16 protein-coding genes are annotated in these 20,326 nt (G+C 73.3%); 11 read left to right on the top strand and 5 right to left on the bottom strand.

Translation table 11 applies throughout. The features are described from left to right. The first annotated feature begins 327 nt into the window (after positions 1-327). Together pdxH and DQ392_RS15005 are read left to right on the top strand one after the other, a co-directional pair. Positions 328-996 carry a pyridoxamine 5'-phosphate oxidase gene (gene pdxH, locus DQ392_RS15010; protein ID WP_114016299.1) on the top strand — a complete coding sequence of 223 codons (669 nt, stop codon included), beginning with the start codon at positions 328-330 and terminating at the stop codon, positions 994-996. Positions 997-1,501: 505 nt separating this feature from the next. Next, the gene (locus DQ392_RS15005) at positions 1,502-3,028 is read left to right on the top strand and encodes a PAS domain-containing protein (protein WP_114016105.1); all 1,527 of its coding nucleotides are present in this window, start codon (positions 1,502-1,504) and stop codon (positions 3,026-3,028) included. 72 nt (positions 3,029-3,100) lie between these two features. On the opposite strand, the gene DQ392_RS15000 is transcribed toward DQ392_RS15005, so the two are convergent. Next, the gene (locus tag DQ392_RS15000; RefSeq protein WP_114016104.1) at positions 3,101-3,883 is read right to left on the bottom strand and encodes an SIS domain-containing protein; all 783 of its coding nucleotides are present in this window, start codon (positions 3,881-3,883) and stop codon (positions 3,101-3,103) included. A 192-nt stretch (positions 3,884-4,075) separates the two neighbouring features. Between DQ392_RS15000 and DQ392_RS14995 the strand changes: the two genes are divergently transcribed. Both DQ392_RS14995 and DQ392_RS14990 read left to right on the top strand, forming a co-directional pair. Beyond that, positions 4,076-4,771, top strand: coding sequence for an iron-dependent transcriptional repressor DtxR (locus tag DQ392_RS14995; RefSeq protein WP_114016103.1), 696 nt, complete (start codon positions 4,076-4,078; stop codon positions 4,769-4,771). Between the two features lie 444 nt (positions 4,772-5,215). After that, the gene (locus DQ392_RS14990; RefSeq protein WP_114016102.1) at positions 5,216-6,127 is read left to right on the top strand and encodes an alpha/beta fold hydrolase; all 912 of its coding nucleotides are present in this window, start codon (positions 5,216-5,218) and stop codon (positions 6,125-6,127) included. A gap of 49 nt (positions 6,128-6,176) precedes the next feature. Here DQ392_RS14990 and DQ392_RS14985 read toward each other — a convergent pair whose 3' ends face one another. Then, the gene (locus DQ392_RS14985) at positions 6,177-6,926 is read right to left on the bottom strand and encodes a bifunctional DNA primase/polymerase (RefSeq protein WP_114016101.1); all 750 of its coding nucleotides are present in this window, start codon (positions 6,924-6,926) and stop codon (positions 6,177-6,179) included. Between the two features lie 355 nt (positions 6,927-7,281). Here DQ392_RS14985 and DQ392_RS14980 point away from each other — a divergent pair, with 355 nt between their 5' ends. The 4 genes from DQ392_RS14980 (at position 7,282) to purU (ending at position 12,833) form a co-directional block, all read left to right on the top strand. After that, complete coding sequence (locus tag DQ392_RS14980; RefSeq protein ID WP_114016100.1) at positions 7,282-8,676, top strand: NsdA family TPR-like regulatory protein; 1,395 nt, start codon at positions 7,282-7,284, stop codon at positions 8,674-8,676. 166 nt (positions 8,677-8,842) lie between these two features. Next, positions 8,843-11,215, top strand: coding sequence for a hypothetical protein (locus DQ392_RS14975; RefSeq protein WP_181856435.1), 2,373 nt, complete (start codon positions 8,843-8,845; stop codon positions 11,213-11,215). Positions 11,216-11,372: 157 nt separating this feature from the next. Next, positions 11,373-11,810, top strand: a complete 438-nt coding sequence (locus DQ392_RS14970; protein ID WP_425470537.1) for an SCO4402 family protein — start codon at positions 11,373-11,375, stop codon at positions 11,808-11,810. Between the two features lie 114 nt (positions 11,811-11,924). Further along, positions 11,925-12,833, top strand: a complete 909-nt coding sequence (purU, locus tag DQ392_RS14965) for a formyltetrahydrofolate deformylase (RefSeq protein ID WP_114016099.1) — start codon at positions 11,925-11,927, stop codon at positions 12,831-12,833. 23 nt (positions 12,834-12,856) lie between these two features. On the opposite strand, the gene DQ392_RS14960 is transcribed toward purU, so the two are convergent. Together DQ392_RS14960 and DQ392_RS14955 are read right to left on the bottom strand one after the other, a co-directional pair. Beyond that, on the bottom strand, positions 12,857-14,458 hold the full coding sequence (locus DQ392_RS14960; RefSeq protein ID WP_245981490.1) for a zf-HC2 domain-containing protein: 1,602 nt from the start codon (positions 14,456-14,458) through the stop codon (positions 12,857-12,859). Further along, on the bottom strand, positions 14,455-15,027 hold the full coding sequence (locus DQ392_RS14955) for an RNA polymerase sigma factor (protein WP_114016098.1): 573 nt from the start codon (positions 15,025-15,027) through the stop codon (positions 14,455-14,457). The genes DQ392_RS14960 and DQ392_RS14955 overlap by 4 nt, the downstream gene beginning before the upstream one ends. Before the next feature lie 400 nt (positions 15,028-15,427). Here DQ392_RS14955 and DQ392_RS14950 point away from each other — a divergent pair, with 400 nt between their 5' ends. Continuing rightward, on the top strand, positions 15,428-15,808 hold the full coding sequence (locus DQ392_RS14950; protein WP_181856434.1) for an STAS domain-containing protein: 381 nt from the start codon (positions 15,428-15,430) through the stop codon (positions 15,806-15,808). A gap of 110 nt (positions 15,809-15,918) precedes the next feature. On the opposite strand, the gene DQ392_RS14945 is transcribed toward DQ392_RS14950, so the two are convergent. Next, positions 15,919-17,532 carry a class I adenylate-forming enzyme family protein gene (locus tag DQ392_RS14945; RefSeq protein ID WP_114016097.1) on the bottom strand — a complete coding sequence of 538 codons (1,614 nt, stop codon included), beginning with the start codon at positions 17,530-17,532 and terminating at the stop codon, positions 15,919-15,921. A gap of 362 nt (positions 17,533-17,894) precedes the next feature. Between DQ392_RS14945 and DQ392_RS14940 the strand changes: the two genes are divergently transcribed. Both DQ392_RS14940 and DQ392_RS14935 read left to right on the top strand, forming a co-directional pair. Continuing rightward, positions 17,895-19,151 carry an amidohydrolase family protein gene (locus DQ392_RS14940; RefSeq protein ID WP_114016096.1) on the top strand — a complete coding sequence of 419 codons (1,257 nt, stop codon included), beginning with the start codon at positions 17,895-17,897 and terminating at the stop codon, positions 19,149-19,151. Then, positions 19,151-20,320, top strand: a complete 1,170-nt coding sequence (locus tag DQ392_RS14935; protein ID WP_114016095.1) for an acyl-CoA dehydrogenase — start codon at positions 19,151-19,153, stop codon at positions 20,318-20,320. The genes DQ392_RS14940 and DQ392_RS14935 overlap by 1 nt, the downstream gene beginning before the upstream one ends. Positions 20,321-20,326: the final 6 nt, after the last annotated feature.

Here is a 20,326-nt window from a genome sequence, read left to right as displayed (position 1 = left end):
CCCGTGGCCAAGCGCCCTGCCGGACGGAGCGGCAACCATAGCCCCTGACGTGGGGACCTCACAGCTCCCCGCGCAGGATTCTGGCGGCTCTCGGCCCCGTGCGGGAGGGTGAGAAGTGGCACAGGGACCGATTCCGGGCCCCCAGGTGTGCAGCGGGTGACCACCGGGCAGACTGTCGGACCGCGGCCGGGTTCGATGCTGCAAGATGGCGGCGTGCCTCACGCTGATGACGCTGCCGGCCACGCCGCCGGCAAAGCCGCTGACCCCGCCGTCGGACACCCCGACGGCCAGGCCGATGACGACTCCACCACCCTGGACCCCGCGGTGATGCGGGCCCACTACCGCGACGCGGGGCTCGACGAGGGCGACCTCGCGCCCGACCCGGTCACGCAGTTCGCGGGCTGGTTCGCACAGGTGCGGGCCGCGGGGCTGCACGAGCCCAACGCGATGATCTGCTCCACCGCCGACGAGGACGGCCGGCCCAGCTCCCGTACCGTCCTGCTCAAGAAGTACGACGAGCGGGGCTTCGTCTTCTTCACCAACTACGGCTCCCGCAAGGGCCGGGAACTGGACGCCAACCCGCGGGTGTCCCTGCTCTTCCCCTGGCACGGCATCGCCCGCCAGGTGATCGTCTCCGGCACGGCGGAGCGCACCGGACGCGATGAGACCGCCGCCTATTTCCGCACCCGTCCGCACGGCTCCCAGCTGGGTGCCTGGGCGAGCGAGCAGTCCTCCCGGGTGGCCTCACGCGAGGAGCTGGACGCGATGTTCGCCCGGCTCGCGGAGCGCTACCCCAAGGGCGAGGACGTGCCGGCGCCCGCCCAGTGGGGCGGCTACCGGGTGCGCCCCGAGACGGTGGAGTTCTGGCAGGGCAGGGAGAACCGCCTGCACGACAGGCTGCGCTACAGCCGCCGTACGGACAGCGACAGCGCCGGTGACAACGACGGCCGCAGCGGCGACGGTGGCGGCTGGCGGATCGAGCGGCTCTGCCCCTGAGGGGCGGGCGCGCGTCGCTGAGCGAGGAGGAGCCGAGCCAGGACGGGGAGGGCAGCAGAACGGCCCGTGGGCGACTCCCTTCGCCGAAGCGAACGGCGTCGGTCGGACGAGTCCGACGAGCCCACGGGCCGGGTGACTGCTGTGGATTGGCCGGCGAGCCGGCGTCACGCAGTGGCGTCGGCACTCAGGCCGCAGCCACCTCACACGTCCGGTGATTGATCATCAGCCGGATCACCTCCTTTCCTGTGTGCTCCACACCGTAGGCACCGCCCCGGGGCACCGGCAAACGATTTTCGGGACGGATTTCGGGCCGGACTCCGCGGCGGAGTCCGGGCGCCGCGCACCGGGCGGTTCCGGGCCCGTCACCGGCCTCGCCCGCGCGGACGAGTTTCGGGGCGACAACGATTTACGGGAACTGACTGTGCTCTGCGTCACGTTCGAGTTGAATGATCCGTGAACACTCCGTCGCTGTCCGCGACGGCAGAGCATCTAGGGGGGTGCCGAGGTGGCCGCTCGATCCCGGACTCACTCCGCGTCGTCCTCGGACGGCGACGACGGAGGGCCCGACGACGAACTCCTGCTCGCGGCGCTCCTGGACGGCATGGACGCCGCCCTGTGCGCCTTCGACGCCGACGGTGTGATCACCCACTGGAACCGCGAGGCCGAACGCATGCTCGGCTGGTCCCACGAGGAGGCCGTCGGCCGCCAGGGGCTCGCCGGGTGGGCGGTGCGCGCGGCCGACGCCGAGGACATCGAGAGCCAGCTGCTGGGCGCGATGCGCTCGCCCGGCCGCCACCTCCACGAGTTCGCGCTGCTCACCAAGGACGGCGGACGGGTGCTCGTGCGCATCCAGTCCTCGGGCGTCACCGGGGCCGACGGCCGGGCCAAGGGCGTCTACTGCGCGTTCAGCGAGGTGCACGCCCAGATCGACCTCGAACGCTCCATCGCGCTGAGCGAGGCGCTGCTGGAGGACGCCTCCTGGGGCGTCGTCCTGGTCGACGCCGACCTGCGCCCCACCGTCGCCAACGCACACGCCGCCCGCGCCTTCCGCGCCCCCGCACGGGCCGCCATGCTCGGACGGCCCCTGGGCGAACTGCTCGACCAGGGCATGGAAGAGCTCGAAGGCGCCCTCCAGCACGTCCTCGGAGAGGGCTCGCCACCGGCCCCCGCCGAGATCTGGGTGACGCTGCGCGCCCCCCTCGCCGACGGGCCCGACGCGGACGCCCGGGGGATGGGACGCACCACCGGCACCGGGCAGGAGACCGGGGCCGAGTCGCGGCGCCGCTGCTGGCGCAGTGGCTTCCTGCGGCTCGCCTCCCCTCTCGCGGAAGAGCCGGTACCGCTCGGTGTGGCCTGGCTCTTCCAGGACGTCACCGCCCACAAACGCGCGGAGCGCGACGCGGCACGGCTCCGCTTCCGCGACAGCCAGCTGCACCGGGCGGCACGGGCCGCCGCCGAGTGCCCCGACCCCATGGAGGCCGCCCGCCTCCACCTGGAGTTCGCCCTCGCCGGATTCGCCGACCGCGCGCTGCTCGACCTCGCCGCCGACCCGGGCCCCGAGCCCTCCCCGACGCTGGACGCCGCGCTGGACGCGCTGCCGCCCAGCGACACCCGGCTCGTGCGGGCCGCCTCCACCCCCGTCGCCGACCGCGGCAAGGCGCCGTACATCGAGCCGAACGCGCCCAGCGGCATCCCCGTCGCCTACAGCGAAGGGCACCCCGCGCTCCAGGCGTATCAGCGCTGCACCTCGGTCCGCGCCAGCGGCGGCACCAACGCGACCGCCGCGCACGAAGCGGGCGAGTGGGCGCGCGCCCGCAGCTGGCCCGCCGGGACCGTGCACGGCCTGTGCACGGTGCTGCGCTGCCGGGGCCGCTCCCTCGGCGTCGTCACCTTCCTGCGGGAGGCGGGCCGCCGCCCCTTCGACCGGGAGGACGCCGACTACGCCGAGCAGACCGCCGCACTCGTCGCGGCGGCGGTCGACCTGGCGGGCGTACTGGAGAGACGGGGAGCCGACCACGGGTACCGGCACTGAGCCGGCGGCGCAGGTGCCGGCGGCTTTCGGCGGCGGCAGGCAGGTGTCAGCGGAAGCCGATCCCGTCCGCTGTCAGCGGTAGAAGATCCGGTCCGCGTACTCGTCCATCACGCGGGCGTTCCAGTCGTGCCCGCCGTCCACGTTGCCCGAGCGCAGCATCGGCGGCTCGACACCCCGGCGCACCAGCTCACCCGTCGCCTCCGCGACGATCGCCTGCATCAACGCGCTCGTGACCACCGTGGACGCCGGAGCGAACGGCGCCTCCACCCCCTCGGCGGTCAGCTCCGCGTCCCCCAGCGCGATACGGCTGTCGACGACGAGGTCGCAGTGGTCCTTGAGGAACGTGCCCGTGCTGTGCCGCGAGCGCGTCTCACGCGCGTACGCCACCGACGTCACGCCGACGACCTTCAGCCCCAGCGCCCGCGCGTTCATCGCCAGCTCCACGGGCAGCGCGTTGCGGCCCGAGAGGGAGATGACGATCAGCACGTCACCCGCGCGCGCCGGGCTGGAGTCCAGCGCCGCCGCCGCGAGCCCCGAGACCCGCTCCAGCGCGCTGCCGAGTGTGGCGGGCCGCACGTCGACCCCCACCGCGCCCGGAACGTTGAGCAGGTTCATCACCGCCAGGCCCCCCGCCCGGTAGACGGTGTCCTGCGCCGGCAAGGACGAGTGCCCCGCACCGAAAGCGAAGATCCGGCCACCCTCGGCGACCGTGCGGGCCAGCAGCCCGCCCGCGGCGCGGACGTTCTCCGCCTCACCGTCCCTGACCTCGGACAACAGCGCGATGGCCGCATCCAGGAAATCCCCGGCCGGCGTCGTCCCCGCCCCCGCACCCGCACCCGCCGCGCCGTCACCCATCGCCTCGCCCCTCGCCGCTCGTCGGTCGGTCCCGTTCCGTAGTACGGCGATCACGTTGAGGTCTGGACCAGCTTCTGTCAACTGGTCGGCGGCGGCTGTCAATACCGTCTCCCCCCTTCCGCGGGACGGTTGTCAGCGGGATGCGTCAGAATTGCCAGCAGGGCCACCGCACGAGCTGACTAGGGGCTACGCATGTCAGGACTCATCGACACCACGGAGATGTATCTCCGCACCATCCTGGAACTCGAGGAGGAGGGTGTGGTCCCGATGCGTGCCCGCATCGCGGAGCGCCTCGACCAGAGCGGGCCCACGGTCAGCCAGACCGTCGCCCGCATGGAACGGGACGGACTCGTCACGGTCGCAGGGGACCGCCACCTGGAGCTGACGGAGGAGGGCCGGCGGCTGGCCACCCGCGTCATGCGCAAACACCGGCTCGCCGAATGCCTCCTCGTCGACGTCATCGGCCTGGAGTGGGAACAGGTCCACGCCGAGGCGTGTCGCTGGGAACACGTCATGAGCGAGGCCGTCGAACGCCGCGTGCTCGACCTGCTGCGCCACCCCACCGAGTCGCCGTACGGCAACCCCATCCCCGGCCTCGGTGAACTCGGCGAGAAGGGCGACGTCGACCCGTTCCTGGACCACGGGCTCGTCTCCCTCAACGACCTCGACGCCGAGGGGGACGGCAAGACGGTCGTCGTCCGCCGGATCGGCGAGCCCATCCAGATGGACGCCCAGCTCATGTACACGCTGCGGCGGGCGGGGGTGCAGCCCGGCGCCGTCGTCAGCGTCAGCGCCGGCGCGGCGGGAGGGGTCCAGGTGGGCAGCAGCGGCGAGGTGGCAGAGCTCGGCGACGACGTCGCCGCGCACGTCTTCGTCGCCAAACGCTGATTCGTCGCCGAACGCCGAGCGTCCCCCGCGCGGGGGCGGCACAACGGGGTCTCCACGAGACGAAGGGGAGGAAAGGGAGAAGGCGGCTGTCTTCCCAAACGCTGGTCGGCGTACCAGAGTTGCCGGAACACAATGGCGCCGAGCCCCCTCGGGCGGAAGGGAGCCACCGATGCGGCGCACGCCGGCCACGGCATCTCCACCGAGCAGGCGGGGCCCCAGCGCTTTCGGCAGCCGGAGCCCCGCCTCCCCATGTCCCCCCACGGCGACCCGGAGCCCCGAGCTCTCAGGGTCCGCCGCCCTCCCGGTTCCTGTCTCCCCCGGGGAACGGCGGACAACCCCGCGACCGTGTCACTCGAAGGTGGGGTGTTCACCGTGATCACCGGCTGTTCGAATAAAGGTTCGATAGGCTGAGACGGCGGTCACAGGAGTGGGGGTCTCACACGCATGGTGCGACGGATCGACGTGACGGGGGCGGACGCCATCCGGCTGGCCGCCTGGGAATTCGCGGACCCGCCCAAGACGGGCCCGGAGGCCGGGCCGGGCCCCGCCGGGCCCGCTGCCCCGGCGCGGGGCGCCCGCAAAACCCCCGGCGTGCTGTTACTGCACGGTCTGATGGGCCGCGCCTCCCACTGGGCGGGCACCGCCCGCTGGCTCGCGGACCGCTACCGCCCCGTCGCCCTGGACCAGCGCGGCCACGGCCGCAGCGACAAACCCGAGGACGCCCGCTACGACCGGGAGGCGTACGTCGCCGACGCCGAGGCCGTTCTCGAACAGCTCGGTCTGGGCCCCGTCGCGCTCGTCGGCCACGCCATGGGCGCGCTGACCGCATGGCAGCTCGCCGCCAAGCGGCCCGACTTGGTCCAGGCGCTGGTCATCAGCGACATGCGGGCCTCCGCGCTCGGCGAGCAGTCGCAGCACGAATGGCAGCACTGGTTCGACTCCTGGCCCGTGCCGTTCGCCACGCTCGCCGACGTCCGCAAGTGGTTCGGCGAGGACGATCCGGCGCTGGAGCGCTCCCGGCCCGCACGCGGCGCCTACTTCGCCGAGGTGATGGCGGAGCGGGAGGACGGCTGGCGGCCGGTCTTCTCCCCCGGCGTGATGATGCGGGTGCGCGAGACGTGGATCCACGACGCGCACTGGGACGAGCTCGCCCAGGTGCGCTGCCCGACCCTCGTCGTACGCGGCCTCGACGGCGAGTTGGGCAGGGCCGAGGCCCAGGAGATGGTGCGGGTGCTGCCGCGCGGGATCTACGCCGAGGTGACGGAGGCGGGCCACCTCATCCACTACGACCAGCCCGAGGAGTGGCGCAGAGTGGTCGAACCCTTCCTCCAAGCCGCCCTCCCCTCCAAACCCTGACCTCTTCCCGCCCCCTCGCCGCGCCGGAGCCCGCCGGCGCGGCGAGGTGTCAGCTGCCGTCGATCGCGCGGGGGCGGTCGATCGCGAGAGTGCCGTCGACCGCGCGGGGGCGGTCGACGGCTTCGCGGGCGCACGCGTAGGCCAGCGTGGGCACCAACTCCTCGGCACCGGGCAGCCAGCGGTTGGCCGCGTTGGGTTCGCGCGCCCACTGGACGGGTCCGCGTTCCCCCAGTCGCGTGGGTGGGGCCGCCACCCAGTCGCCGTCTCCTCTGGTGCGCAGGTCCAGCCAGGCGGGTGACCAGCCCAGGCGGCGGAGGGCGTGCGGCACGGTGGTGGTGGAGCCGGGCAGGACGAAGAAGGCCATGCGTCCGCCGGGTGAGCTGATGACGGGGCCGAGGGGGGCTGCCATGCGTTCGAGCCGGGCGAGGGCGAGGCAGCCGGCGGCTTCGGAGACCTCCAGGGCGTCGAAGGCCCGCCCGGTCGGCAGCAGGACGGCGGCGCGGGGCGCGGTCGTCCACAGGTGGCGGGCGGTGGTGGCGCTTCCCGTGGCCTCGTCCCTCCAGCGGAGGCGTGCGGGGTGAGCTCCGGGCGCGGGGCAGGCGGGGTCGGCGCAGGTGCAGCGCGGTACGCCGCCCACCGTCTCCAGCCAGGTGCCGGGGAAGACGTCCCAGGCGCGCTCCCGGGTGTAGCGCAGGGCGTGTTCGAGGGGGGAGCCGGTCGGCGGCGCGGTCCGCCGGCCGGGGACGCACGCGTCCGTGGCCACTCCTGGGGTGCGTGTGCGGGTCTCTTCCACGACCATCACAACTTTTGGTCCGGTCGGGGGTTACGGGGGCAGAAGGGGGCGTGCCGAGGCGCGCGGCGGGAGCCCGGGTGGTCTGGGCCCCCAGGGGTCCGCGTGGCGGTGGCGTGGGTGGGGCAGTCCGCGCTCGGGGCAGCGCATGGGGGCATCTGTGGGGGCGCGTGCACGAAAGAGCGGTCTTGGATGGGTAGACCCTCTGTCGTGCGTTGTGTCGAGAGGGTGTCGGTTGGCAGCGTTTCACCGGGTAGTCACGGGCTCGTGGCATATGCGTCACCAGTGGGTCGGCAGCTGAGCAGACGCCGGCGGCTGAGCTGAGTACGGGAGCAGGCAGACCTTCACCGTGGAGGGGGACCGTATGGCCGCCAGGCCGCTCGTCGCGAGGCAGCCCAACGAACGGCTGCAAGCGCTCATCCAGGAGGCCGCGTGCTCGAACGCGGGGCTCGCCCGCAGGGTCAACATGTGCGGCGCTGAACACGGTCTGGATCTGCGTTACGACAAGACGTCCGTGGCGCGCTGGCTGCGCGGCCAGCAGCCGCGCGGGCGTGCCCCGGGCATCATCGCCGAGGCGCTCGGCCGCAAGTTGGGCCGCACGGTGACGATCGACGAGATCGGAATGGCCAACGGCAAGAACCTGGCCTCCGGTGTGGGCCTCCAGTTCGCGCCGACGGTGGTCGGCGCGGTCGAGCAGGCGTGTGAGTTGTGGCGCAGCGACGTGGGGCGCCGGGATTTCCTGAGCGGTTCGACGGTGGCCGCCTCGGCGCTGGTCGAGCCCAGCAGGGACTGGCTGATCACCCAGCCCGACCACCAGGTCGCCCGCGCCTCGGGGCCGCGGGTGGGCGCCGCGGACGTGGCGGCCGTGACGTCCATGACCGAGGCGCTCTCCCAACTCGACCACCGGTACGGCAGCGGCCACATCCGGCCCGTGGTGGTGCACTACCTCAACAGCGTGGTGTCGGGCCTGCTGGCGGGGTCGTACCGGGAGTCGGTCGGCAGGTCGCTGTTCGCGGCCGTCGCGCGGCTGACCGAACTGGCGGGCTACATGGCCGTGGACACCGGGCAGCACGGCCTGGCGCAGCGCTACTACATCCAGTCGCTCCGGCTCGCGCAGGCGGCGGGGGACCGGGCGTACGGCGGCTATGTGCTCGCCGCGAGCATGAGCCACCTGGCCGCCTCCCTGGGCAGCCCGCGGGAGATCGCGCAGCTGGCGCGCGCGGCGCAGGAGGGGGCGCGAGGGCGCGTCACCCCGCGCGTGGAGGCGATGTTCCAGGCGGCGGAGGCCAGGGGGCACGCGCTGATGGGGGACGAGCGCGCCTGCCTCAGCGCGGTGAACCTCGCGCTGAGCGCCATGGACGCGGCCGACGCGGCGGAGGGCTCGGGGGACGACCCGCCCTGGATCGGCCACTTCGACCGCGCCTACCTCGCGGACGAACTCGCCCACTGCCACCGCGATCTCGGCCAGGCGCGGAGCGCGGCGGCGCGCGCCGAGGAAGCCGTCGCGGGACACCCGCAGGGCCGGGCCAGGCGGCGCGCCATCGGCCTGTTCCTGCTGGCGGACGCGCAACTCCAGCAGCGGGAGGTCGAACGCGCCTGCCACACCGGCACGCAGGCGGCGCAGGTGCTCGCCGGGCTGCGCTCGGACCGGGGCGCGGAGTATCTGGACGACTTCCGGCAGCGTCTGGAGCCGTACGCGGGGGAAGCCGTCGTGCGCGAGTTCGCCGACCGGCTGGAGCACGCGCGGGCCGCCGTCTGAGTCCCGGGCGGCTGTGGCGGCATGCGTGCGATAGGAGCCTTTAGGGGTATTCACTCCGCTATGAGGGGAAGGAAGGGTGTCCGCACATCTGGGTGCGTGGTCCCCCCTTCGGGGTAACCGGTAGCGTGAGCCGACGATTCCGTCGGCATGCGAACGAGGAGCCTCGGTGACAACGCACAACGGACGCGGACAGGACGGGACTTCCGGCTCTGCCGGTGACCCGCTGCCCGCTTCCACGACCCCGTACGAGGGTGTCGTGCTGCCCGCCAACGGTGAACCGTGGACTCCTCAGCAGCAGCGCGAGGCCCAGGCCGAGCGCGACCGGGTGAGCCCCCCGGCAGGCCAGCCGTGGGGCCAGCCCTGGGGCCCCGACTCCGCCCCCGCCTCCCAGCACAGCCCCGGCTACTGGGGCCCGCCCGGCGGCGAGGCCGACCCCGGCGCGGGGCAGCTGGACGCGGGCGCCCACACCGCGGGCCCCGGCGCCCTCCCGAGCGGCGGGGGCGCCTACGGCGGCGGCCCCGAAGCGGGTGCCTACGGCGGCGGTCCCGGCGCCTACGGCGGCGCCCCCGACGCGGGCTCTTACGGCGGTCCGGCTGCGACCTCGTACGGCGCCCAGGGAGACGCGGCCTACGGCGGCTCCGGCGACCCGGCCTACGGCGGCGGTCCTGGCGCCTACGGTGGCGCCCCCGACGCGGGCTCGTACGGCAGCGCGGCGCCGTCGGCCGGCGGCACCTACGGTGGCCCCGGCGTGGCGCAGCCGCTGCCGCCCGAGGGCACGCCTGCCCGCCCGCCGCACCCTCCCTCGATGCCGCCCGCCCAGGGCGCGGGTCCTGGCGCGATGCCGCAGCCCGCTCCCACCGGACCTCCCGTCCCGGGCGCCCCGCACGGACCCGGGGGGTACGCACAGCCGCCCGGCGCACACGCGGCGCCGCACGCCCCCGGCCCCGGTCAGCAGCCCGGCGCGACGCCGTACGGACAGCAGCAGCCGGGCACCGGCGCGGGACCCCTGCCTCAACCGGGTGCTCCGGGCGGCTACCCGCCCGCACCGGGCGGCCCACCCGCTCCCGATGCCTACCCGCCCGCGGCGGGCGGCCCCGGACAGCCGCAGGCCGGTGGAGCGCCGCAGGCCGGTGGGGGACCGTACGCGGGGCCGGCCGGTGCGCACGCCTCCGGGCCGGGCCCCCTTCCGCAGGAACCCCCCGCCTCCCGTGGACGGCACGCGCTGCCGCAGACGGGCCAGGCGCCGCAACTGCCGGCGCAGGCAGGCAACCATCCAAAGTACCCGTCCGCGCCGCCTGCCCCGCAGCCACAGGGGGCGGGGCCGGACAGCGAGGCCACGCAGTTCTTCCCGCCGTTCCCGGCGGGGGACCCGCAGGGGCACGCTGCGGTGTCCGCCGGGTCCGAGGACGGCACGCAGCTCCTTCCGCCGCAGCCCGCGGGCCCGGTGGGCGGCCCGGACAGCGAGGCGACCCAGTTCATCGCGCCGGTGCCCGGTGGCGGCGAGGCGACGCAGATGCTGCCGACCCCCGAGCCACCGGCCGACGGCGCCCCGTCCGGCCCGGCCGGTTCAGGTGAGCGGCGCCCGCTGCCGGAGTTCGAGAGCCTCTTCAGGGCCGAACCGGGGCAGTCCGCTCCGCCGTCCGCGCCCGGCGCAGGGCCGCGCGGCACGGGCGACGACGAGCCGGGCTCGACCCAGAACCTCCCGCTCTTCGACCACGCCTCCGAGCAGCAGGCCCCGCCGCGCGGCGGTTACGGCTACCCGCAGCCGGGCTCGGGCCCGCGCGGCGGTTACGGCTACCCGCAGCAGCCGGGGGGCGGGCAGCTCAGCGGCTACGGCTACCCGCAGCCCGGTTCGGAGCAGCACGAGCCGCAGGGCGGCCGCGCCGCCGCCCGGCGGGGCGGCGACCGCGGCAGGCGCCAGGTCCCGTCAGGTGTGCTGATCGCCGGTGGTCTCGCGGGTGTCGCGGTGATCGGCCTGGTGGTCGGCGGTCTGCTCCTCGCGGGCGGCGGGAGCGGCGGCGGTGAGGACAAGCCGCAGCCCTCCAGCGAACCGGCGGGGGAGGAGTCCTCCAAGGCTCCGGACCCGGCCGAGGCGCAGGCGAAGAAGCTGGACGCGCTGCTGGCGGACAGCAACAACAGCCGTGCCGCGGTCATCCGTTCCGTGGAGAACATCAAGCAGTGCAAGGCCCTGGACAAGGCCGCCAAGGACCTGCGTGCGGCGGCCAGGCAGCGCACCGGACTGGTGCGGCGCCTCGGGGAGCTGAAGACGAACGAGATCCCCGACAGTGGGCAGCTGACCACAGCGCTCACGAGCGCGTGGAAGTCCTCGGCCTCCGCGGACAACCACTACGCGGCCTGGGCGGATCAGGCGGGCGGCAAGAAGGGCTGCCACAAGGGGAAGGCCAAGCCGACCAAGCAGACCGCCCAGGGCAACACCGCGAGCGGCACCGCGACCACCGCGAAGAAGAAGGCGGCGGGGCTGTGGAATCCGACGGCGAAGAAGTACGGGCTCACGGAGCGCCAGTTCGGCCAGCTGTGAGACCGGTGCCGCCCGGGGGAGACGCCGAAGGGGTGTCCGGTGAGGCCAGGGCCCGCGCCGGGGCCGGTGTGCGCGGAACGTAGGGTCGGTGACCATGCAGCAAGCAGCTACCACGAAGTCTTCCCGACGTGGCCGTCGTTCCACCACCATAGGCGGTATGCCTGTCAACGACGTGCCCTGGTGGCGCTGGCGCAGCAACGTGCGCTCGGCGCTGCACATGCTCTCCGACCAGACGTTCCAGCAGGAGTGCTGGCTGGCGGGTCGCCCCGGATACGGTGACGTGACGGACGCCGTCTACCGCCTCGTCGAGGACACCTGGCTGGACAACTGGTCGGCGGAGAAGTACGTCGGGACGATCTTCCGTGACGACCAGGAGGCCGAGCTCGTCGACGCGGCCGTCCTGCGGGTGCTGCGCATCATGCACCAGGTGGGCGCCGACGCCCCCGTGGTCTCGTACCTGGAGCACCAGGGCTGGCCGGACGCGGTGCGGGCGGCGCGCGAGGCCCATGTGAGGCTCGCCACCGCCGACGGTGACGACCCGGACGAGCCGCCGCGCTCCCTCGAAGTGCTGGCGATCATGCTGCGGGCGGTGTGAACGCACAGCGGGCGGTATGACCTCGCGGCGGGCGTGTGACCGTCCGGCGTACGGACTGATCCCGCCGCGGGCGGTGTGCCGGGGCACCCGTCGCGATGTGCCAGTCTTGAGCCCATGAGCCAGTCGCACCCCGTTCCCGACGAGACCGGCAACCCGGAAGAAGGCCGCGAAAGCGGGCAGCCGGGTCAGTTCGTTCTCACCCTCTCGTGTCCCGACAACACGGGCATCGTGCACGCCGTCTCCAGCTACCTGTTCATGACCGGCTGCAACATCGAGGACTCCCAGCAGTTCGGGGACCGCGACACCGGGCTCTTCTTCATGCGCGTCCACTTCACCGGCACCACCACGGTGGACAAGCTGCGGGCCAGCTTCTCCGCCGTCGGCGACTCCTTCCGCATGGACTGGCAGATCCACCGTGCCGAGGAGAAGATGCGCGTCCTGCTGATGGTCAGCAAGTTCGGGCACTGCCTGAACGACCTGCTCTTCCGCTCCCGGATCGGCGCGCTCCCCGTCGAGATCGCGGCCGTCGTCTCCAACCACACCGACTTCGCCGAACTCGTCGGCTCCTACGGCCTCACCTTCCACCACATCCCGGTGACGAAGGGCGCCAAGCAGGACGCCGAGCGGCGGCTGCTGGAGATCGTCGAGCAGGAGCGCGTCGAACTCGTGGTGCTCGCCCGCTACATGCAGGTGCTGTCCGACAACCTGTGCAAGGAGCTGTCGGGGCGGATCATCAACATCCACCACTCCTTCCTGCCGAGCTTCAAGGGCGCCAAGCCGTACCACCAGGCACACGCGCGCGGCGTCAAGCTGATCGGCGCCACCGCGCACTACGTGACGGCCGACCTCGACGAGGGCCCCATCATCGAGCAGGAGGTGGAGCGGGTCGGCCACGACGTCACCCCGGAGCAGCTCGTCGCCGTCGGCCGCGACGTCGAGTGCCAGGCGCTCGCCCGCGCCGTCAAATGGCACAGCGAGCACCGCGTCCTCCTCAACGGCCACCGCACCGTCGTCTTCGCCTGACCGCCGCTCCTTTCCGGCCTGGGTCACATGCGGGAGAGGGACGCGGCGGCGAAGAGTACGTCACGGATGGCGTCGCGGTCGCCGTCCTGCCCGGCGGCAGCCTCCAGCGGCGGGACGTGCCCCGCCGCGAGCTGGCAGAACTCCAGGGAGTCCAGGGCGACGTGGGCCACCGTCTCCTCGGGCCCCGCGCGTGCGCCGGGGGAGTCGAGCGGCAGGTACCAGTCGCCACCGCCCTCCCCCTCGACCTCCAGGTGGAGCGTGCGGCCCGGAGCACCGGCCGGGGCGAGGCCGCGCGGCGGCGGAGCGAGCCCGGCCCGGCGGCGCGCGGCGAGCGCTCCGGGCAGCTGGCGTGCGGCCAGGTCGACCAGCGGCGTCAGATGGGCGGCGACGGGCGGTCCGTAGGGGTAGTCCACCGCTTCGGCGATGTCCTGGGCGTGCATCCAGCACTCGAAAGCCCGGTCGAGGAACGCGTCGGGCAGCGGCAGGGAGAAGCCGCCGTAGGACACGAGCCGGCTGCCCGCGCCCGTATCGCCCGTATCGGCTGTATGCGCCGTATCCGCCGCGTCTGCCGTATGCGCCGCATCCGCCGTACGCGCCGTATCGGTTGTGCCGATGCCGGCTTCGGGGCCCTCCGCGTCGGCGGCGGTGAGGAAGGAGACGTCCCGGATCATGGCGTGGCTCTGTTCCCGCCACGGCCTCCGCGCGGCCGGCGTGTGCGGGGCGGCACGATCGAGCGCCCAGTAGAGCTCCGTACGGGTCTGCGGGCCCGCGTCGTGTTCGACGCGCAGGGCTCCGGCGGGCAGCGGGTCGGGCAGGCCGAGACCGGCCGCGACCAGGCCGTCCACCGCGAGCAGATGGCCGAGTATGCCGGCGACCGTGGTCTCCCGGTCCGTCTCCCGGCGTCCGTCGAACCAGCGCAGCCGCACCGGCGCGCGCCACTCTTCCGCGGCCATGTCCCGCAGCAGCGCGTCGAGGCGGGCGGTCTCCGCGTCGAAGGGCGCCGCCCAGGTGGGCAGCGGGATGCGGGCGGGACGGCTCTCGAGGCAGCCTTCGAGGACCTGGGCGCGCAGCTCAGGGTCCAGATCGAGGCTGTCATCGGAGTGCAGCAGGCCGACGGCGTCGCGCAGCCGCAGTGCTTCGTCGGCGCAGGGCGCGCAGTCGGTCAGGTGCGCCTCGACGGCGGCGGTCTCCTCGGCCGAGCAGGCCGCCAGCGCCCAGGCGCCGAGCAGCGACTTGAGCACGGTGTGATCGAGCGGCTCCGCCGCGCGAGGCGGGCCGTGGCGCGGGCTCCCGGGCTGCGGGTCCGGCCGGCGGGAGGCGCCGAGTGCCTCCGCACGACGGGAGACGTCGGACGCGTCGGCCTGGCGCGGCACCTCGGGCGGGCCGCAGAGGGGCGACAGGTCGGACGCGTCGGCCTGGCGCGGTACGCGGTACGCCTCGGACGCCATCCCGCGCTCCTCGGCTCCCTCGGCCCCTTCGGCCACCTCAGCCACCTCGGTCCCCTCAGCCCCCTCGGGTTTCTCGCCCACCTCCGGCTCCCCGGAGAGTCCGGGCGCGGCGGACTCGTGGGTTCCGCGCGGGGCACGCGGCGGTCCCTGGCTCTCGGGGTCGGAGGGGCCGCTCATGGTCGGCCCCTCGGACCCGGCGGCGCCATGGCGGGCCGGGTCATGGCGGAGGAGAGGAGCTGGAGCCCCAGTCGCAGGCGCCGCCTGGCCTCGTCCTCGGTGACGCCGAGGGTGTCCGCCGCCTGCCGGTAGTCGCGCCGCTGGAAATAGGCGAGCTCCAGGGCGGCGCGCAGCGGGGAGGGCATGGAGGTGACGATGTAGTCCGCGCGGGCGGCGGTCGCGGCGGCCCGCACCTGCTCCTCGATCCGTTCCGCCTCCTCGGGCGAGCAGGGCCCGTCGCTGCGCTGGAGGCGGCGCAGCCTGCTCGTCGCCGTCCGCTGGGTGAGCGCGGCGATCCAGGAGCGCATGGGGCCTTCGCGGGGGTCGAAGGAGTGCGGGTTCTCCCAGATGTAGGCGAAGACGTCGCGGGTGGCGCGGCCGGCGGCCTCGTCATCGTCCAGCACGCGGTGGGCGAGGCCGTGGACGAGCGAGGCGAAGCGGTCGTACAGCTCGCCGAGCGCCGCCGCCTCGCCGCGCTCGAGGCGCTGCTGCATCTTCCGGTCCCAGCGCGGTGCTGTGTCGTGCGCCATGTCGCCCCCAGCTCTCGGCGTCGCCTTCCGCTCCCTGTGGCGCGGTGCCGCCGCGATCGGCGGTTCCGCTTCCGCTTCCGCTCGTGTGATGCCCGTCAACTCCTCGAATGTAGTGCGAGCCACTGACAGCGCACGCCCCTTTGCCGCAACGCGCTCCCCTGAGTGGTGGCGGACAGTGCGGTTTCCGTCACGTACGGCATGTGCACGGTGGGGGTCAACGGGGGTAGAGAGAAGGAAGATACGCGTGCTGCCGAGAGTTATGCGGGCGTGACCACAAGTTCCCGTAGGTTTCCCGGGGTAATACCTCAGGACGGCATAGGGTCGTTCCCTGGGACCAGTTTTGGAGGGGGCGCGCAGGGCAGCCGACTGCTGTAGGCGATCGACGAAGGGGTTGCGGGGAGTGTCGTTGAAGGTGCTGGAGGAGGAGCGCGGCGCGTGGGCCGTGCTCCGGGTCTCAGGTGAGCTGGACCTGGTCACCTCGCCCGCGGTGCGGCAGCACGTGCACGACGCCGTGGCCGAGGGGCGCAGGAGTCTCGTGCTGGACCTGTCCGACGTCCTCTTCTGTGATTCCAGCGGAGTGGGCGTGCTGATCGCTTCGCGGCGGCTGATGCGCTCCTGCGCCGGGCGCCTGCGGCTGATCCTGCCCGCGCGGGGCGCCGAGGAGGGCTCGCACGTCAACCGGGTGCTCTCCGCGCTGGGCGTGCGCCGCCTCTTCGACTGCTACCCGGATCTGGAGGCGGCCACCGACGCCCGCGCCGCCACGGGCCCCCTCACGGCGTAGAGCCCGCTCGCGGCCGTCCGTCAGCCGCCGGCCGCCCGCTGCTCGCCGGGCGCCCCGCCGCCGCGTGAGCCCGCTCCGGTCGTTTGGGCCGCTCCGGCCGCTCGGACCTGTCAGCCGAACCGTTCCCGCAGCCTGTACTTGAGCACTTTGCGCAGCGCCTCGTTGCGCGGCAGGGCGTCCACCACCTCGACCTGTTCGGGCAGCTTGTAGGTGGCCAGTCCGCGCTCGCGCAGATAGGCGGTCAGCTCGGTGAGCGCGACGGGCGGCGCACCGGGCGGCTGTTCGACCACGGCACACACCCGCTCCCCGCGCTCCGCGTCGGGCAGTCCGATCACGGCGGCGTCGGCGACGGCGGGGTGCTCGTAGAGGAGCTGCTCGACCTCTTTGGCCGAGATGTTCTCTCCCTTGCGGATGATGATGTCCTTGGTGCGCCCGGTGAGGACCAGGTGCCCGCTCTCCAGCACGCGCCCCAGGTCGCCCGTGATCAGGTAGCCGTCGGCGTCGAACGCCTCGGCGGTCTGCGCCGCGTCCAGGTACCCCTGGCAGACGGCCTCGCCGCGCAGCCGCACCTCGCCCTCGCTGCCGGGCGGCAGCGGGGTGCCGTCCGGGGTGGTGATCCGGATGTCCATGGCGGCGGGCGGGCGGCCCTCGGTGGTGGCCAGGTGGGTGGGGGTGTCGTCGGGCGTCCCCATGGTGATCATGGGGGCTTCGGTCATGCCGTAGCCGTGGGTGAGCAGGCATTCCAGCTCGGTCACCACCTCGTGGTACAGCTCGGCGGGCTTGGCGGCCCCGCCGCCCGCGAGCAGCCGCAGGCTCGGGATCAGCTTCTCGCCGGGCTGCTTGCGCTGTTCGGCGAGGAACATCGTGTAGAAGGCCGTCGAGCCGCCGGCCGTGGTCACCCCGTGCCGCCGGTACCCGGCCAGCGCGTCCGGCAACGCGAACCTCTCGAACAGCACGGCCGGAAACCCGTACAGCAGCAGCATCACCAGGTAGTCGGGGCCGCCGATGTGCGCGTACGGGAAGGCGATCGAGCCGACGTCGTCGGGCCGCGGCCGCAGCGCGTGCGCGAGGCACGAGCCGCCCGCGATGAGGCTGCGGTCGGTGTGGCGGACACCGCGCGGCTGAGAGGTGGTGCCGGACGTCCAGTAGATCCACCGCACCCCTGTGCCCTCGTCGGGTGGTTCCGGCAGGCGGTCCTGATCGCCGTCGGGGAGGGTGTCGTACGCGGTCAGGGTGCGGGGTCTCAGGTCGTGCCGTGCTCCGATGCGATCGGCGAGGGCCGCGTAGTCGGTGCCGCGCCAGGTGCCGGGGTGGACGTACCAGGCGGCGCCCGTCGCGCGCAGCGCGAGAGCCACCTCCCGCTCCCCGTACACCGGGATGACCGGTGTCTGGCGTGCGCCGATCCTGGCGAGCGCCAGGGAGAGCACGACCGTCTCGATGCGGGTGGGCAACTGCCAGGCGACGGTGTGCCCTGGACGTACGCCCTCCTCGTACAGCCCGGCCGCGGTGCGCTCGGCGTGGCGGCGCAGCATGCCGAACGTGACGGTGCGGTCCTCGGACGGGTCGTCGGCGGCCTGGATCAGCACGGGCGCCTCGGGAGTGAGCTCCGCCCGGCGGACGAGCAGCTCCCACAGGGTCCTGGCGGTACCGAGCGCGTGGGCGGTGCGCGCTCCGTGGTCGGTGCGCGCTCCGTGAGCGGTGCCGGAGGTGGGTGCGGCGGCCATGGCGCGTGCGTCGTTCGCCCGTGGTGCGTGGCCGGGGGCGTGTGTGGCGCTCGCTCCTGAGGCGCTGGCCGGGGTGTGCGCGGCGCTCGCTCCTGGTGCGCGGCCCGGGGTGTGCGCGGCGCGAGGTGCGGGCGGGGCTCCTGAGGCGGGTGCTGCGGGGCCGGGTGCGCGTGCGGTTCCTGGTGCGCGTGCCGCGGCTCCGGGTTCGCGTGCGACAGCGGACATGCTGCCTCCCCTTTTACTGACAGGTCGTCAGGTTTCGGGGAAGCGTAGAGGGCGACGCCTTGTCGGTCCAGAGGAGGCGGGGCTAGCCTCTTTCTGACGGTCCATCAGGTAGAGCGGTATGGCGAGGGGGTACACCAGTGACGGAACTTCCGCGGATCGTGAGTGTCGATGATCACGTGATCGAGCCGGCGCACCTGTTCGAGACGTGGCTGCCGGGCAAGTACCGGGAGGCAGGCCCCAAGCCGCTGACGGCCGGGATCGGTGAGCTGGAGTACGTGGGCGGCAAGTACCGGTTCACCACCGACCCCGAGGGGCAGCTGACGGACTGGTGGGAGTACGAGGGGTTGTTCTTCCCCTACAAGCGGGTGATCGCGGCCGTCGGATTCGACCGGGACGAGATGACGCTGGAGGGCATCACCCGCGAGCAGATGCGGCGCGGCTGCTGGGACCCGGCCGCACGGCTGGCGGACATGGACCTCAACCACGTCGAGGCCTCCCTGTGCTTCCCGACCTTCCCCCGCTTCTGCGGCCAGACCTTCGCCGAGGCCCACGACAAGGACGTCGCTCTGGCGTGCGTGCGGGCCTACAACGACTGGATGGTCGAGGAGTGGTGCGGTGACAGCGGCGGCCGGCTCATCCCGCTGTGCCTGATCCCGCTGTGGGACATCGACCTGGCCGTGGCCGAGATCCACCGCAACGCCGCGCGCGGGGTACGGGCCGTCACCTTCAGCGAGATCCCCACCCACCTGGGGCTGCCCAGCATCCACACCGGCTACTGGGACCCCTTCTTCGCCGCCTGCGAGGAGACCGGCACGGTCGTCAACATGCACATCGGCTCCTCCTCCCAGATGCCCGCCGCCTCCCCCGACGCGCCCCCGGCCGTCCAGGCGTCCCTGTCCTTCAACAACGCCATGGCCTCGATGATGGACTTCCTCTTCAGCGGCGTCCTGGTGAAATACCCCCGGCTGAAACTCGCCTACAGCGAGGGCCAGATGGGCTGGATCCCCTACGCCCTGGAGCGGGCCGACGACGTGTGGGAGGAACACCGCGCCTGGGGCGGCGTCCGCGACCTGATCCCCGAACCGCCCTCCACCTACTACTACCGGCAGATCTACTGCTGCTTCTTCCGCGACAAACACGGCGTCACCGCCCTGGACAGCGTCGGCCGCGACAACGCCACCTTCGAGACCGACTATCCCCACGTCGACTCCACCTTCCCCCACACCAAACAGGTCGCCCTCGAGCACGTCGCCGGACTCGACCAGACCACCATCCACAAACTCATGCGCGGCAACGCCATCCGCATGCTCGACCTCCACCTCGACGACAACCACCCCGGCAGCGGTGGCAACGGCAGCCACGGAGACAGCGGCGGCGCCCGCGACCGCGTCTGATGGACCTGACCTGTACGCCCGAGGAGGAGGAGTTCCGGGCCCGGCTGCGCACCTGGCTGGCCCGGGAACTGCCCACACTGCCGCCCCGCCCCGACCCGCTGGACTGGCCCGCACGACGCGCCTACGACATGGACTGGCAACGCCGGCTCCACGAAGCGGGATACGCGGGCCTGCACTGGCCCGAGGACGCGGGCGGCCAGGACGCGACCCCCACCCAGCACCTGATCTTCCTGGAGGAGACGGAGGCGGCCGGAGCCCCCTACGTCGGCGCCGGATTCGTCGGGCTGCTCCACGCGGGACCGACCATCGCCGCCGAGGGCACCGCCGAACAACGCGCCCGCTGGCTCCCGCCCATCCTGAGCGGCGACCAGGTGTGGTGCCAGGGCTTCTCGGAGCCGGACGCGGGCTCCGACCTGGCCTCGCTGCGCACCCGCGCGGTACGCGACGGTGACCACTACGTCGTCACCGGCTCCAAGATATGGACCTCGCACGCCGAGGTCGCCGACTGGTGCGAACTGCTCGTCCGCACCGACCCCGAAGCCCCGCGCCACCGGGGCATCACCTGGCTCGCCCTGCCCATGGACGCGCCCGGCGTCACCGTCAGACCGCTGCGGACGCTGGCAGGCTCCACGGAGTTCGCCGAGGTCTTCCTCGACGAGGTACGGGTGCCCGTCACCCACCGAGTGGGTGAGGAGAACGACGGCTGGCGCGTCACCATGGTGACCCTCTCCTTCGAACGCGGCACCGCCTTCGTCGGCGAGGTCGTCGCCTGCCGCCGTACGCTGCGGCTGCTCGCGAAGCGCGCCAGGAAGACGGGCCGCTGGGACGACGCCGTACTCCGCCGCAGACTCGGCCGGCTCAACGCCGAGTTCACCGCGCTGTGGCGGCTCATCCAGTGGAACGTCAGCGAGGCCGCACACGGACTGCGCCACGGCGGCACGGGCGTACCCGCGGAGGGCGCCTCCGTCTTCAAGCTGCGCTACTCCCACGCCCGCCAGGAGCTGTACGACGTGGCGGCCGCGGTCCTGGGCCCCGACGCACTGGATTTGACGCGGGAGTGGACCCGCGAGCGGCTCTCCTCCCTCTCGTACACCATCGCCGCCGGAACCTCCCAGATCCAGCACACCATTCTGGCCGAGCGCGTCCTCGGCCTGCCGAAGGGACGGTGACAAGCC

This window comes from Streptomyces reniochalinae (genome assembly GCF_003323735.1).
In the GTDB taxonomy this organism is placed as follows: Bacteria; Actinomycetota; Actinomycetes; order Streptomycetales; family Streptomycetaceae; genus Streptomyces; species Streptomyces reniochalinae.
Note: the sequence above shows the minus strand (reverse complement) of the source record. Positions and strands in the feature narration are given on the sequence as shown.

What these genes read in the sequence shown, in the direction of transcription:
- pdxH (WP_114016299.1), top strand. Translation starts at nt 328, where the DNA reads ATGCGGGCCCACTACCGCGACGCGGGGCTCGACGAGGGCGACCTCGCG.
- DQ392_RS15000 (WP_114016104.1), bottom strand. Translation starts at nt 3,883, where the DNA reads ATGGGTGACGGCGCGGCGGGTGCGGGTGCGGGGGCGGGGACGACGCCG.
- DQ392_RS14995 (WP_114016103.1), top strand. Translation starts at nt 4,076, where the DNA reads ATGTCAGGACTCATCGACACCACGGAGATGTATCTCCGCACCATCCTG.
- DQ392_RS14990 (WP_114016102.1), top strand. Translation starts at nt 5,216, where the DNA reads ATGGTGCGACGGATCGACGTGACGGGGGCGGACGCCATCCGGCTGGCC.
- DQ392_RS14985 (WP_114016101.1), bottom strand. Translation starts at nt 6,926, where the DNA reads ATGGTCGTGGAAGAGACCCGCACACGCACCCCAGGAGTGGCCACGGAC.
- DQ392_RS14980 (WP_114016100.1), top strand. Translation starts at nt 7,282, where the DNA reads ATGGCCGCCAGGCCGCTCGTCGCGAGGCAGCCCAACGAACGGCTGCAA.
- DQ392_RS14970 (WP_425470537.1), top strand. Translation starts at nt 11,373, where the DNA reads ATGCCTGTCAACGACGTGCCCTGGTGGCGCTGGCGCAGCAACGTGCGC.
- purU (WP_114016099.1), top strand. Translation starts at nt 11,925, where the DNA reads ATGAGCCAGTCGCACCCCGTTCCCGACGAGACCGGCAACCCGGAAGAA.
- DQ392_RS14960 (WP_245981490.1), bottom strand. Translation starts at nt 14,458, where the DNA reads ATGAGCGGCCCCTCCGACCCCGAGAGCCAGGGACCGCCGCGTGCCCCG.
- DQ392_RS14955 (WP_114016098.1), bottom strand. Translation starts at nt 15,027, where the DNA reads ATGGCGCACGACACAGCACCGCGCTGGGACCGGAAGATGCAGCAGCGC.
- DQ392_RS14945 (WP_114016097.1), bottom strand. Translation starts at nt 17,532, where the DNA reads ATGGCCGCCGCACCCACCTCCGGCACCGCTCACGGAGCGCGCACCGAC.
- DQ392_RS14935 (WP_114016095.1), top strand. Translation starts at nt 19,151, where the DNA reads ATGGACCTGACCTGTACGCCCGAGGAGGAGGAGTTCCGGGCCCGGCTG.